Source organism: Paenibacillus suaedae, assembly GCF_032337355.1.
GTDB classification, from domain to species: domain Bacteria; phylum Bacillota; class Bacilli; order Paenibacillales; family Paenibacillaceae; genus Paenibacillus_B; species Paenibacillus_B suaedae.
This window is the reverse complement of sequence record NZ_JAVYAA010000002.1, coordinates 1,112,287-1,127,798: the sequence shown is the minus strand read 5'-3', so window position 1 is coordinate 1,127,798 and position 15,512 is coordinate 1,112,287. Positions and strand designations below refer to the sequence as shown.

Annotated in this window: 6 protein-coding genes; all 6 read left to right on the top strand. The window is 49.6% G+C overall.

Going from position 1 to position 15,512, the window contains the following annotated elements:
* Positions 1–56: 56 nt before the first annotated feature.
* From RQP50_RS12680 to RQP50_RS12655, 6 genes are read left to right on the top strand one after another with little or no spacing between them, the layout of a single operon-like run.
* Positions 57–4,559: an amino acid adenylation domain-containing protein gene (locus RQP50_RS12680; RefSeq protein WP_315745661.1), complete on the top strand. Its 4,503-nt coding sequence runs from the start codon at positions 57–59 to the stop codon at positions 4,557–4,559.
* Positions 4,560–4,574: 15 nt separating this feature from the next.
* Entirely contained in the window at positions 4,575–7,679 is a 3,105-nt protein-coding gene (locus tag RQP50_RS12675) for a cyclic peptide export ABC transporter (protein WP_315745660.1), read from the top strand.
* 19 nt (positions 7,680–7,698) lie between these two features.
* Entirely contained in the window at positions 7,699–7,944 is a 246-nt protein-coding gene (locus tag RQP50_RS12670; RefSeq protein ID WP_072730465.1) for an acyl carrier protein, read from the top strand.
* 46 nt (positions 7,945–7,990) lie between these two features.
* Positions 7,991–9,058 carry an HAD-IIIC family phosphatase gene (locus RQP50_RS12665; protein WP_072730466.1) on the top strand — a complete coding sequence of 356 codons (1,068 nt, stop codon included), beginning with the start codon at positions 7,991–7,993 and terminating at the stop codon, positions 9,056–9,058.
* Between the two features lie 11 nt (positions 9,059–9,069).
* A complete protein-coding gene (gene fabD / locus RQP50_RS12660; RefSeq protein WP_072730467.1) occupies positions 9,070–10,329 on the top strand; it encodes an ACP S-malonyltransferase in 1,260 nt (419 codons plus the stop codon).
* Between the two features lie 48 nt (positions 10,330–10,377).
* Positions 10,378–15,504: an SDR family NAD(P)-dependent oxidoreductase gene (locus tag RQP50_RS12655; protein WP_315745659.1), complete on the top strand. Its 5,127-nt coding sequence runs from the start codon at positions 10,378–10,380 to the stop codon at positions 15,502–15,504.
* Positions 15,505–15,512: the final 8 nt, after the last annotated feature.

The window sequence follows — 15,512 nt, the reverse complement described above, 5'->3', positions numbered from 1 at the left end:
TTGAGTGTAAGTTTTTTTATTTGTAAGAGTGGTAAAAGAGAGGGGCGAGAGTAGAATTGGCAAGCGAAAAGAAGATGTTATATCCGTTAACACACCCCCAGAAACGAATATGGTATATCGAAAAAATTTACCCGACACGTCCGATCCATAATATTGGCGGTCTTGTATGGATTAAAGGGAATTGTGATGTTGCGCTGTTGGAGGAAGCTATCCATTTGTTCGTTGAAAGTCATGGAGGTGTGCGTATTCAAATCACAGAACGAGATGGCGACGTTCTTCAGTATTTTGAGGAATATAGAAGACGGCAGTTGCAAATGTTGGACTTTTCTGGATGCGAAGATCCGAAAGTGGCAGTATCGGAGTGGGCGGAAACGGAGTTTGGCAAGCCCTTTGAATTATTGGAGCAGCCCTTGTTCCAGTTTGCGATTTTTAAAGCTAACGAGCAACTTAACGGGTACTTCGTTAAATTCCACCATCTTGTGACCGACGGTTGGAGCATTCAAATCATGACTAAGCAAATTAATCAGTTTTATACGAAACTTCACAAGGGGGAGATTGTCGAGCCAGAAATCGAGAGCGGATATGCGGAATACGTTGTTCAAGAACAAAGCTACTTATCTTCGGCGCGCTTTGAGAAAAATAAACGATATTGGCTGGAAAAGTTTCGGACGATTCCCGAAAGCTTTCTACAGAGAAGCTCGAACGAGCTGAGCGGCAAGCGTAAAACGTTCTGGCTGGATGAATCCCTCTCTTATGCGATCAAGCAGTATATTCAAAAGAACCGCTGCTCGCTGAACACTTTTTTTCTCTCATTGGTGCTGCTCTATCAACATAAGATCACGCAGCAAAGGGATCTTATCATCGGTACCCCGGTCTTGAATCGTTCGGGTGCTAAGGAAAAGCGGATCATGGGCATGTTTACGAGTACGCTTCCATTCCGCACAACCGTAGAGAGCGGGGAACTGGTATCCGGATTTATCGGCCGTGTGAATAAGGAGCTGATGGAGAGCTATTACCATCAGAGGTTTCCCTACAATTTGCTCGTTCAAGAATTAGAATTGCGAAAAAAAGGCTATGATCAACTCTTTCAAATATGCGTCAATTATTACAACACTAAGCTGGTCGGAGAGTGGGAAGGCAGCGAGGTGGAGAATGAAGAGCTTTACTGCGGGCAGCAGCATTATTCTTTGCAGGTCGTGATAAAAGAATGGACTGAAACTGGAAAATTAGAAATAAGGTTCGATTACCAGACGGGCGATTATACGGATGAAGCCGTGGAAAAGCTTTTTATGAGATTGACGGTGCTCGCCAAGCAAGTGGTCAATCCGAAGGAAGAAATCACCATTGGCGAACTGCAATTGATGTCTGTGCAGGAACGTAGCATGCTGGTGCATAAGTGGAATGCGACGGAGGAGTGCTATCCTAAGGATAAACCTGTTCACCAACTGATCGCCGAACAAGCGGTTGAAACGCCCGAGAAGATCGCAGCAGTATGGGAAAACCGATCGTTGACTTACGCGGAGCTGGTCGATTTTGCCGATAGGCTGGCTCACAGGCTGGCCGGTGAAGGAATTGGAAAGGGAAACGTTGTGGCGTTGCTTTTGAATCATTCATTTGAAACGCTGATAGCGATTGTAGCCGTTCTCAAAACGGGTGCTGCATACTTGCCGCTCGATATCGCCTATCCAGGGCAGAGGATTCGTTATCTGTTGGAGGACAGTCAGGCGGACATGCTGTTGTGCAATGTTGATGGGTTGGAAGACTCGGGTTATTCCGGCAAGCAGATGTGGTTGGATATGCGAGTGCTTGAAAGGATGCAGGCGGCGCTAGAACCGTATACTGTCGCGATTTCGCCGAATGACCCTGCATATGTCATTTATACTTCCGGTTCTACTGGCAATCCCAAAGGTGTCGTGATCAAGCATCAGGGGCTTACGAACTATACTTGGTGGGCCCGTAAAACGTACTATTTAGAAGAGGGAGATGTCACGGCTTTATATTCTTCGCTTGCGTTCGACTTGACGATTACATCTATTTTCCCGCCGCTCATCAACGGGAATACCGTTGCGATATATCCCGCAACAGAAGAGGAGTTTATTCTCGAACGCATCATCGGCGATAACATCGCGACGGTTCTTAAATTGACACCGGCTCACTTGGCGCTGATTAAACACCGTGACAACTCCCAGTCTTCGATCCGAATGCTGATTGTAGGCGGAGAGAATTTGAAGTCAGCGGTTGCGGCCGACATCCACCGCAGTTTCGCCGGTCGCGCAACTATAATCAACGAATATGGCCCTACGGAGACCGTTGTCGGCTGTATCATCCATCGTTTCGATCCGGAATCAGATCGCCAAGGGTTCGTCCCGATTGGCCACCCGATTGCTAATACGCAAATCTATTTGTTGAATGAACAACTGCAGCCGGTACCGGAAGAAGTAATCGGCGAGATATATATTGCTGGTGACGGGGTGGCGGCAGGCTACTTGCGGCGTCCAGAGCTGACGGGGAAGCAGTTTGTAGAGAACGTATTTGCAGGCGTGGGTACGATGTATAAAACGGACGATCTGGCGATGCGACGGCCTGATGGCAGCATCGAATATGTAGGCCGAAGCGACTCCCAGATCAAGTTTAACGGATATCGGATCGAACTAGGAGAAGTCGAGAATTATCTAATGAGAATTGAAGGAATTCGTGAAGCTGTTGTAATCGCTCGTACTGATGCAGAAGGAACCACTGCGTTGGCGGCCTACCTTGTGGCGAATAGGAGAGACATGTCTGCTTTTACCGTGAGAAAAACGCTACTGGATTGGGTACCTGCTTATATGGTTCCGCAATATATCGTGTTTTTAGACGTGCTTCCCATGACCCTCAACGGAAAGGTGGATCGCAAAGCGCTTCCTGATCCTGAGGCGGCGTTGCAGCTTACGGATCAATCGGCGCCGAACGAACGCCAGGAAATTTTGCTGAAGGTTATGAGCGCTGTGCTGCAATCCGATCATGTTTCTTTGCAAGATAATTTTTACCGGCTGGGCGGCGATTCTATCAAGGCAATCCAAGTAATGGTGAAGCTGAACGAAGCAGGACTTAGCTTGCAGGTTAAAGACATTTTGTCATTCCCAGTCATCGGTGAACTTTTGACTGTAATCGAGCAGCGCAACAGTTCCAAAGAGATAAGAATAGCTGCCGAAGGCGATGTTCGACCGACCCCTATAACAGAATGGTTCTTTTCACAAGCTCTTGTTAATCCACATCATTATAATCAGTCAGTTTTGCTGTCGGTAAAGCGTAGAGCATCTCCCGAACAAATCAGTCTTGCCTTAAAGGATATTGCTTATCATCACGATTCACTGCGGCTAAAGCTGGACAAATCAACAGGACTACTTCGTTATTTTGGGGAATTTCCTGATTATGAAATCAACTTGGAAGTAGTGACACTTGACGATTTCAGGGAGGACGAGTTAGAAAACGTCATATACAAGCGTTCGCTTGCTTGTAAGCAAAGTATCCATATGAGCGATGGACCGTTGTTCAAAGCTACGTTGTTTCAGAACGGCAGAGGAACGGACTTGCTCTTTTTGACGGCCCACCATTTGATCGTTGACGCAGTTTCTTGGCGCATTCTGCTGGATGACCTGGAACGGATGCTGCAAGCTAGGCTAGCCGACCAGCAGATTCCGCCGCTTGGCTGGACAGATTCCTATCAAGTGTGGGCCGAAGCGGTGGCCGCCTATAGCCACGGTAAGGCCGAAGGCGAATTGTTTTATTGGCAGACTATTATTGAAACGGTTGAACTACCGCTGAAGACTGATTACGAGAGCGGTGTGAGTACGATCGGTGATACTAAAACGCTATATACAGAATTGAGCAGTGAAGATACAGCGAGATTGCTGAAAAATGCGAACCGAGCGTACAATACTCAGCCGCTCGATCTTCTTGTAACTGCATTGGCACTAACCTGCAATGCAATGAACGGGAAACGGCAATTTACGATAGAGATGGAAGCGCACGGCCGCGAACCGATCGTTGACGGTATAGACGTATCACGTACCGTCGGCTGGTTTACTTCGATATATCCGGCACGGTTGGATTTGCCCGATGCAGACATTGGCGAGAAGCTTAAAACTATTAAAGAGCAACTCCACGCTATACCCAATCAGGGAATCGGTTACGGCGCGCTGACACTAGCCCGGAAGCTTCCACCACTTGCGGCGCGAACGATACGCTTCAATTATCTTGGTGAAATCGACAACCAGATGCAGAGTACGATTTTTGAACTAGCTGATTATGTTACCGGCGAAGAGCAGGCTGCCGAAAATACATTTGCCGTGCTGCTGGATCTGGTGCTCTACATTCAGAACAAGCAACTGAAGGTGTCGGTTACATACAGTTCGAAAGATTTTCAGCCGTCAACCGTTGAACACTTCGCTCATTACTATATTGAGCAACTTCAACGGCTTGTCCGTCATTGCAGTGATAAAACGGATATCGATTTTACGCCTTCCGATTTTGAAACGACAAGTCTAAATAAGGATGAACTGGACAGTTTGTTCGCATAAGGAGGGCATTATCTAATGAATATCCAGCAAAAGCTCGTTCTGGGCGTTGCGGCAATGATGATGTTGAGCTGTTTGCTCACGCCCCTTTTTTCTGCGGTCGCCCAGCCGGCGGATCGAAAAGAACAGCTCGATCATTACCTTAATGAAATGCAGGAAAATGCCAAAATCCCCGGCATGGCAGTCGTTGTTGTACAGGGAGAAAAGATTGTATACGAACAATTTTTGGGCTACAGCGATGTAAAGAAAAAGCTACCCGTTACGGCTAACACTGTATTTGAAATGGGATCGAATTCGAAAGCGTTCACAGGCTTAGCCGTTCTTCAATTGGAGAAACAGGGCCTAATCAAGCTGACCGATCCGGTAAGCAACTATTTGCCTTGGTTTTATATGAATGATGACGGAAAGCGAGTTAATATTACCATCGAGCAACTATTGCACCATACATCGGCTATTCCGCCTGATACGATCGGCCATATACCGGCATCGAATGCGGACGACGCGTTGGAGCAAACTGTTCGCATGCTTGTAGGAAAAGAGCTTTGGCATGACAAAAGGCTTCAACCAGGCGAGTATTTCATATACTCAACGATTAATTACGATATTCTCGGTTTGATTATACAGGAAGTAGCAGGTATGCCATTTGAGGATTTCATGCAGGATCGTATTATTCGGCCGCTTGGGCTCGGCAGCACCTTTATGCACTACGGGGATGCGGTACAAAACGGGCTTGCAACAGGGTATAAGCTTGGGTTTCTGCGTCCTCACGCTTATCAAGCCCCGAGATATCGCGGCAATATACCGGCCGGTTACGTGAACTCAACTCCGACAGACATTGCCAAATGGATGTCAATCCAACTAGGAGCTGTCAAAGCACCAGGGATCGACGCTAATCTGATCCAATTATCGCATGAAATCGACAACACCGTATCTCCAAATGTTGACGGATCTTCCTACGCTGCTGGCTGGTCGATCTATCAATCAGGCGGCGGTGAAATAGCGCATGGCGGGAGCAATCCGAACTTCTCATCTTATATTGTAATGCGCAACGATGGCCAACTAGGCGTTGCGGTCATGGCAAATATGAACTCCGACCATACCGAGGTGATTGCCCGTGGCGTCATGTCGATTATGCACGGGCGAACCCCAGTCGCCCCTATGCCAGACACTTTCAGCAAGGTGGACAAGATAGCTTCCGTAGTTTTAGTCGTATTTGGTCTTGTGCTGCTGGCCCTTCTGTTCTTTATTGGACGCTGCATGATGGAAATCGGCAAAGGAAAGCGGCGCTGGACTGGAGTGAGCGGCTGGAAAGCGGCTAGGTTGACCGCTGCATTATTTTTTTTGACATTGTATCTGGTCGGTTTGTATTTATTGCCGAGGATTCTTTTTGATAAGCTACCGTGGAGCGCGCTCATTGTTTGGGCTCCGTACACGCTGGTACCGGCAATCATCGCCGCCGCCGCGTTCGGAGTCATTTATACTTTCTATCATCTCTTGACGCAACTGTTCGCTATAAAGAGGGAAAAACCATACGTATCGCTGCTTATGCTCGGCATGGTCAGCGGATTTGGCAATGCGTTCATTATCTTCGTCGTTAACCAGTCCTTTGGGCGAAACGACAACTTGACGAACGGGCTTCTCTTCTATTTTGCGTTAGGTATCCTAATGTACGTTTACGGTCAGCGATACATCAGCACCAAGCTGGTTATCCTGACGAACAATTTGGTCTATGACAAGCGTACGGAATTGATCGGCAAAATACTGAAGACGCCGTACGAGAAGCTAGAGCGAATGGAAGATGGGCGCTTGCATGCCGTGCTGAACAACGATACGGAAACGGTAAGCCGTTCCATTAACGTGATGGTTGCGGGCACAATCTCCCTAGTAACGCTCATCTGCTGCTTTATCTATCTCGGAATGCTCAGTCTTTACGCTCTATTTCTCTCCATCGGAGTCATAGTTACAATGGCTGGATTGTACTTTTTTTTGGGAAGCAAAGCGGAGAAGCTTTGGGAGGAAACACGCGAAATCCAAACCGTGTTCTTTCGCTTAATCAACGATATGCTAAAAGGCTTTAAGGAGCTTCGGCTCAGCCAGTCCAAAAAAAATGAGTTTGAGGTTCATGTAAAGGAAAGCTCGAATACTTACCGGATAAAAAGGACGGAAGGCGATGTACGGTTCGCAAATGTCAATATAGCAGGAGAGCTGTTATTCACGGTCGTAATTGGAACGGTAGCGTTCCTTTTTCCATTATTTTTCCCGAATTTGCTTACTACGACAGTTCAAATCTACGTATTTGTGTTTCTGTACATGGCAGGCCCCGTTAACGGAATATTGAACGCCTACCCGATGTTTTTACAGGTTCGTATTTCATGGAACCGCATTCAGGAGCTCTCTTCTGAAGTTGCTCTGCTTCAGAGCGAACACAGAGCGGTGAAGGTGCATTTGGCCTCAGATGCAAACGTAGAGCTTGTAGCTAGCGAAATATGCTACGGCTACACAGAAAGCGGGGACGCTCCGTTTACGGCAGGCCCTTTCGATCTTACGTGTCGTTCGGGAACGATTACTTTCATAACGGGGGGGAATGGCAGCGGTAAAACGACGCTGGCCAAGCTGATTACCGGCTTGTACAAGCCGGTCTCCGGCCACATTGCCATCAATGGTGAAGCCTTGGCTCCTGAAGAGCTGGGAAGCTGTTTCTCGGCTATTTTCAGCGATTACTATTTGTTTGAACGGTTGTACGGGATTGATTGTTCGGACAAGGAAGACCAGATTGCTTCTCTGCTTCATCGCCTTCAGCTGGAAGACAAGGTAACGGTGCGGGACGGTTGTTTTTCGACCACTTCGCTGTCAACTGGCCAGAAGAAACGGTTGGCGCTGCTGCTTACTTATTTGGAAGACAAGCCGATTTGCTTGTTTGATGAGTGGGCGGCCGACCAAGATCCGGAGTATCGCCGCCATTTCTATCATGAAATTTTGCCCGAACTAAAGGCTCAGGGAAAATGCATTATCGCTATAACGCATGATGACCGGTACTTCCACGTTGCCGATACGTTGATCAAGCTTGAACGCGGCAAGCAGATGCAGCACAGTGATCATCAAATGATGGTAGAAGTTCCTTAAACAAAGGAGAGAGATTTCAATGGAAGAGCAAAAATCCAAATTAAAGAAATACATTTCGAGGTTTTCCAGAAAGCATGAGCTGCGGGATGACGAGGACATGTTTGAGCTCGGAATCGTCAACTCCTTGTTCGCAATGCAATTGGTAATGTTTGTGGAGAGCGAGCTCGGCGTTACCTTGGAGAATAGCGAGCTCGACATGGCGAATTTTCAAAGTATTAATGCCATTATGCGTTTGATCGAATCGAAAATGCCCTTAGCGGAATAATTTAATTTTTTTCTTAGCTTGAAAATCGTAAGGAGGATTCATTCAGATGGAAGCTGTGGCAGCAAAACAAAACGCACAACGGGGGAATCGGAAAATTAAATGTTTGGTGTGGGATTTGGACAATACCCTTTGGGAAGGCGTGCTTCTCGAGGATTCCAATGTCAGACTGAAGGATCGGGCTGCGGAGGTCATCAAGGAGTTGGATCGGAGAGGCATCCTTCAGTCGGTCGCCAGCAAAAATGATTATGCGGCGGCCATTGGAAAGCTGAAGGAACTCGGGCTAAGCGAATATTTTCTTTTTCCACAAATCAATTGGAATTCAAAATCCTCTTCGATCAGCGTCATACAGGAATCGCTGAACATAGGTTTCGACACGTTCGCTTTTATCGACGATCAACCATTTGAACGCGAAGAGGTCGCTTTCACATATTCTGACGTTCTTTGTCTCGATGCCAATCAATTGGATACGCTGCTGGAATTGCCGGAGCTGATGCCGGATTTTGTGACGGAGGAATCCCAGAACCGACGGCTGATGTATATGAGTGACTACAAGAGAAATACGGCCGAAAAGGAGTTCGAAGGTCCCCAAGAAGAGTTTCTCGCGACTCTAGGCATGGTCATGAGAATCTCCCCAGCCCGCAGCGAGGATTTGCAGCGGGCGGAGGAATTGACGCTTCGTACCAATCAGTTAAACACGACCGGCTATACTTACTCGTTCAACGAGTTGGAAGCCCTGTCCCGATCCAATCGCCACAAGCTGTTAGTTGCAAGCCTTGAAGATATTTACGGCACTTACGGTACGATCGGCCTCTCCTTGGTTGAGCTTGATGAAGAAGTCTGGAGACTTAAGCTGCTGCTGATGTCTTGCCGCGTTATGTCGCGTGGCGTCGGTTCGATCATGCTGCAGCATCTTTTACAATCGGCCAAGCAAGCGGGAGCCCGTTTTCAGGCTGAGTTTATCTCCAATGACAGAAACAGGATGATGTATATTACGTTCAAATTTGCCGGATTCCAGGAAGTTGCCTCTTTTGGCGACGGCGGTGTGATTTTGGAAAACAATTTTTCACAGCTCGGTAAGTTTCCTGATTACGTAACCGTGCAAGTGGTGGAATAGGGAGTGATCTTGTGGAGAAAATCGCGTTTATTTTCCCAGGCCAAGGCTCGCAATATATCGGAATGGGAAGGGAGTTGTATCGTGAATCCCAAGCAGCGAAGATGACATTCGCCGAAGCCAATGAAGCGTTAGGATACGATCTTCAAAAAATTTGCTTTGAAGGAAGCCTGCGGGAGCTGAATCGGCCGGAAAACATGCTCCCCGCAATATTGACCGTAAGCGTCGCCGCGTTCCGCGTTTATATGCAGGAAATAGGACAACAGCCTGCTTATTTGGCCGGGCATAGCCTTGGCGAATATTCGGCCCTGACCTGCAGCGGGGCCATTGCATTTGGGGATGCCGTAAAACTGGTGCATAAGCGCAGTCTGTTGGCCGCGCAGGTAAAGAACGGCATGATGTCTGTCATCAATGGCGTAAAGCTGGAGGATGTACAGACTGCCTGTCGGCGACAGGCCGCTTCCGAGGAAGCACTTGCGCTGGCCTGCATAAACGGTTCGAATCAGTTCGTTATCTCCGGGCACGAAAAGGCGGTCGCTCGCGCGGAAGACGAATTGGCTGTTCTGAACGGACAAATTACGCCCATCCTGATGACGCCGCCATTTCATAGTCCGCTTATGGCGGATGTGGCGCCTCAACTGAAAGAGGAGTTAGCCAATCAAACATTCGGTAATTTTCGCATTCCGGTAGTCGCTAACGTAACCGCACTCCCTTATGAGGTACCGCAGCATATCGTAGATCATTTGACACTTCAATTGACGGAGCCTGTGCGATGGTCAGAAACGCTTGCATTTATGAAAGCACAAGGCGTCAGGTTAGTGATCGAGATGGGGCCGAAAGCAGTGCTGTCGGATCTAATCGATTCGGGTATGGGGATTACCACGATGTCCTTTGGACAGAAGGAAGATCGCTTAGTAATCAAGGAACGTTTGCAGATGGTTCGCAACCCGCATACGCCGACAATCGTCACCCGCAGCTTGGCTGTTGCGGTAGCGACCCGCAATCGAAATTTCGACAATGAACAGTACCGTCTCGGTGTCGAATTTCCTTACGAACAAATCGAACGGCTGCAAGCCGATTTGGAGAAGAATGGTATGGAGCCGACTGAAGATCAGATGAGGCAGACGTTGACCTGGTTGAGCGAGATCTTGCGTACGAAAGGTGTGCCGGAAGAAGAGCAGATGCGGCGATTCCGTCAAATATTGGCGGATACCGGAACAGAAGAACGGCTAGCAGACTTCCCTTTCTGCCGTGATGCGTCTGTAATCATTTGACCCGAAATTAATGACTTTACGATAACTAATAGCCTGTGGAGGGGACCTATGCTGAATGTTCAAGGTCTTACCCTTCGAGATGCCAAGAACGATGAGGCGGTCGAGGAAGTAGCCCAGATTTCATCCCGGGATATTGCAGTGATTGGCATTGCACTTGATTTCCCGCAAGCACGAACAGTTGAAGAGTTCTGGGAGAATGTCCGGGAAGGGAAGGACTGCATTAGCGGCATTTCGAAACATAGACGCCGCGATATGGATCGTTACCTCTCGTTCCAAGGGTTGGATCTCGAAGATGATTTGTATTCGCAAATTGGATTTCTTGATGAAATCGATAAGTTTGACCATCGCTTTTTCAATCTTTCGCCTCTAGAGGCCGGCCTGATGGATCCGGGCCAGCGCCTGTTTCTGCAATGCGCATGGCAAGCGCTAGAGGACGCCGGGTATGCGGGCGATAAGATAAAAGGCCGAGCAGTCGGCGTATACGTAGGACAGAATGTAAATCTTGTCGAGAATTACTATCAATATATTCGCGATGTGGAGCCGGAGTCGATGAACGCCGCATTGCCGGGCAATTTGGCCGCGATGGTAGCGAGCCGGATTTCTTATTTTCTGGATTTTTCGGGACCGAGCATGGTGGTGAACACGGCATGTTCTTCTTCTCTGGTCGCCGTTCATCTCGCTTCGCAGGCGCTTCGTACAGGAGACTGCGAGATCGCGCTTGTCGGTGGAGTCAGCCTCAATCTCCTCCCGCTGAATTCCGAGCCCAAATTCGGGAAATCATCCACTGGCAGAGCTTACACCTTCGACGACAGGGCCGATGGGACGAGCGACGGAGAAGGGGTTGCGGCGGTACTGCTTAAACCGCTTAAACAAGCTGTTGACGACCGAGATCATATTTACGCCGTTATAAAGGGCAGCGCGGTCAACCAGGATGGCAGCACGAACGGCATCACGGCGCCGAGCACCAGCGCGCAGGCTAGCGTCATCGAACGGGCTTGGAAGGCGTCCGGTATAAATCCAGAGACGATCGGTTATATCGAAGCGCACGGCACGGCAACAGAGCTCGGGGATCCGATAGAAATCGATGGTGTAACCCAGGCGTTCCGCCGTTTTACGGATAGAAAGCAATTTTGCGGTATCGGATCGTTGAAGCCGAATATCGGGCATCTGGATGCGGCAGCCGGCATTGCGGGCTTGATTAAGGCGGCGCTCGCACTCCACCACAAAGAGCTTCCGCCGTCGATTCATTTTCTTCGCCCTAACCGAAACATACGGTTTCAGCATTCTCCGGTGTATTTGCAAGATTCACTGGAGACATGGGAAACCGTGCATGGATCGCGTCGATGTGGTGTCAGCTCTTTCGGGCTAAGCGGTACGAACGCTCACGTCGTTCTAGAGGAAGCGCCCCGCGTCAAAGGGACGGCTGCAACGGTTAGTCCGCGTATTTTTACAGTCTCGGCGAAAAGTATAACCGCAATGGAATCGTTGCTCGTCCAATACCAAAGATTGCTTGTGGGAGCAGACGAGAAGGATTTCGCCGCTATTTGCTATACAGCAAGTACGGGTCGAGGTCATTTTCGTCATCGTGTGGCGGTCGTTGCCGTCGATGCGGCGGAACTGCTTGCGAAGCTAAATGTTCTGACGGAGTACGGGCTGGATACGGAAACCGAGGGTGTATTTTACTATGAGCATGCCTTGGTTCCCGCCAGTAAAACGCCGCGTGAGAAAGGGGATCTGACCGAAGCGGAGGCCGCAGCTTACAGCGAGCAAGCACGGAAGTTAGTGAGCCTTGTAACGGCGGAAGCCCCAACAAGATCCATAATGGAGCAGATCGGCCGTCTTTATGTCCAAGGAGCCAGTGTGGAATGGGAATGTTTGTATGAACCTGCGGCTAGGCGCCGGGTTTTGTTGCCCCTCTACCCGTTCGATCGCATCCGATGCTGGCTGGAGCTCCCTGAACTCGTAGGCGCCGACGGGTTATTTTTTGGGGCGCAATGGGAGGAACAACCGATCGAACGGTGCGAGCCCGTCTATTGGAAGGGCCGGGTGCTCCTTTTGAAAGGGAAGGACAGTCTGTCGGACAAATGGGCGGTTAGCCTGCGCGAGGCAGGTGCTTCCCTCATCACGGTTGAGCTTGGCGAGGAATACCGGCAATATGATCCGGCGTCTTTTGTAGTGTCATCCAAGGAAGAGGATTATCTCCGGCTGATGCAAGCTCTCCAGCGAGAGCGGATTACGCATGTACTTCACTTCTTTTCCTTTGACCAAAGCGAAGGGATCTCGTCTTTGCATAGGAAATTAGACCGAAGCGGAAACAGTCTTTTTTGCCTTCTTAAAGCTATCAATCAAACGCATGCCGGAGATGCCATAGAATTTGTTCTGGCCGCTCCTACCGGTCATGCGATAACAAAACGGGAAGAAAAGCTGAATTCGGCGTACACGACCATGTTCGGACTGGGCAAGTCGGTGGCAGCCGAACACCCTCATTGGAGTTGCCGCTGCCTGGATGCGGACGAATCGTTGACGGGCGAGCAGTTGGTGGCCGAATTGAGTGATGCAAACCCGCCTTATATCGTGGCCTATCGCGAGGGACGTCGGTATTTGCACCATCTGGCGGCTATACCCGAAGAAGCGATGAAAACAGCGGAGGTGCCGATCCGTTCGGAAGGCGTTTACGTAATAGCAGGCGGTGCTGGGGGGATGGGTCTGGAAATTGCCAAATGGCTGGCCTCCAAGAAGCAGGTGACGCTGGCCTTGGTTAACCGAACTCCGATGCCGTTACGAAGCGAGTGGGAGCATCTGCTGAAGCGGGGATACCCCAAGAAGGAGCGTCGAAAAATCGAGGCTATACGGGAACTCGAAGCATCGGGAGCGAAGGTCTTGCTCTGTGAGGCCAATGTCGCGGATGAACAGGCTGTACGGCAGTTGCTTGCCGGTCTACGCGAGCGTTTCGGAGGAATCAACGGGATTGTACATTGTGCAGGCGTACCGGGCAGCGGAATGATTTGGTCGAAAACGAAGGCTGAATTCGACCGGGTTCTAAGTGCGAAATTGTATGGTACCCGGAATTTAGACGAAGCGACGAAGAGTGACCGGCTTGATTTTTTTGTGATGTTCTCGGCGATTACGGCGTTGACGGGCGGCTTCGGTCAGGGCGACTATACCGCCGCCAATGTATATTTAGACGCTTTTGCCGCCGAGCGGGCCAAGCGAGGCGGCAGAACGCTGGCAATCAACTGGTCGGTTTGGAAAGAAACCGGCATGGGAGTTGATTTCGGCATAGCAGACCAGGAGCATATTTTTCAGGCGCTTCGGACGGAACAGGCTATCGAGGCATTCGAGAAAGCACTCGGAAGTTCATTGACGCAGGTTGCGATCGGTCGGATTAACCGCAAGGAGTTTGTTAAAGTTCGTCCGCTGCTGAGCCAGCCTCGATTCCCGATCCGCCTGCACGCCGATTTGATGGAAGATCTCGACAGAATGGTGGAGAAAAACGGCCGCAAGCAGCCGGCATTCCGATCCGCCATCGTGCAATCGGCAGAGCTCACTGGCAGACCCGATGGCGATTACAGCGATATGGAACGGACACTTGGCCGGATTTGGCTGCAAACGATGGGCGTAAAGCAGATGGATATTTATGACACGTTCTATGAGCTTGGCGGTGATTCGATATTTGCAACTAAAATAGTGAATCACATTCGCGAAGAGCTAGGTGTCCAGCTTAGTATCGTCGAGTTTTTGCAAAACTTGACGATTGCGGGGCTGAGCGCTTACCTGACGCAGAAACAGCGGGAAGGCGGAAATTCAGCAATAAGCAGCCATTCCATCCCGCCAGCGCAGCCGGCTTCCAGCTACCCTGTCACCTCCGCACAGCGACGTTTGTATTTCCTGCATGAATTGCATCCTGAGCAGCAGGCCTACAACGTCACAATGGTGCTTCGTATCGAAGGAAGCTTGGAGCGGGAACGTTTCGAACGAGCGTTCCAGACGATTGTCGACAGGCATGAGATGTTGCGCACCTATTTTGAGCTTGAGAATGGGGAGCCCGTACAAAAAATAGCTGCTCAAATTGCCTCGCCGATCCGCTATATGGAGGCGGATGAATATCAGGTGACGGAGATCGTTCATAACAGCATCCGGCCATTTAAATTAAACAAATCTCCGCTTCTACGAATTTTGCTGATATCTCTGTCTCAATCAAGCTATGTGTTGGTCGTGGATTTGCATCATATTATTGCAGACGGGTTTTCGGTAGGTATTTTGGCGGAGGAATTTATGACCCTGTACGGCGGACAACAGTTACCCGCTCTGCCAGTGCAGTTCAAGGATTATTCGGTTTGGCATAATAAATGGATGAACAGCCAGGAGATGGAGTCTCACGAGGCGTTCTGGCTGTCGCAGTTCGCCGATAAAGTACAGGATCTCGGCATGGTAACTGATTACCCGCGTCCGGTGCTGCAAAGCTTCGCGGGCGACAAGCGCATCTTTACGGCAGATTGCGTAACGCTGGAGCAGTTGCAGCGGCTCGCCGCGGGATTAGAGACAACCATGTTCATGCTGCTCTTGGCCGCTTACAACGTATTGCTTGCAAAGGTCGCTAATCAGGACGACATTGTCGTGGGGTCGCCGATCGCGGGAAGGACGATCCTCGAAGTGGAGCCGTTGATCGGGATGTTTGCCAATACCGTCGTTTTTCGGAATCGGCCGAAGGACGGGCTGACGTTCGCTGAATTCCTCGCTCAAGTCAAGGAGAATGCCTTGGCGGCATATGCGCATCAGGAATATCCGTTCGAACGCCTGATCGGTCGCTTGGGACTCGGCAGCCAGTTGAACCGCAACCCTTTGTTCGATGTCATGTTCGTTATGCATAACGAGTATAAGACCGTGTTGGACGATAATCCTCTTCGCATCTCTTCCTTTCCGATCCCTCATCGTATCGCGAAGGTGGATTTGACGTTGGAGGCGACTATAGATAAGGACGAATTGGCGTTGGTTTTTGAATATTGTACGGATTTATTCCGGTCTGAAACCGTCGAGCATTGGGGGGCGGGGTTGCTCCACATATTGCAGGAGGTCGTGAATAACCCGGACGTGCCAATCCGTGACATCGTATGGCCGGCCCGAGTGCCTGTCTTGAAAAATGTGCTTCCAGCAGAAATTGATTTTAAATTTTGATTTTCAAA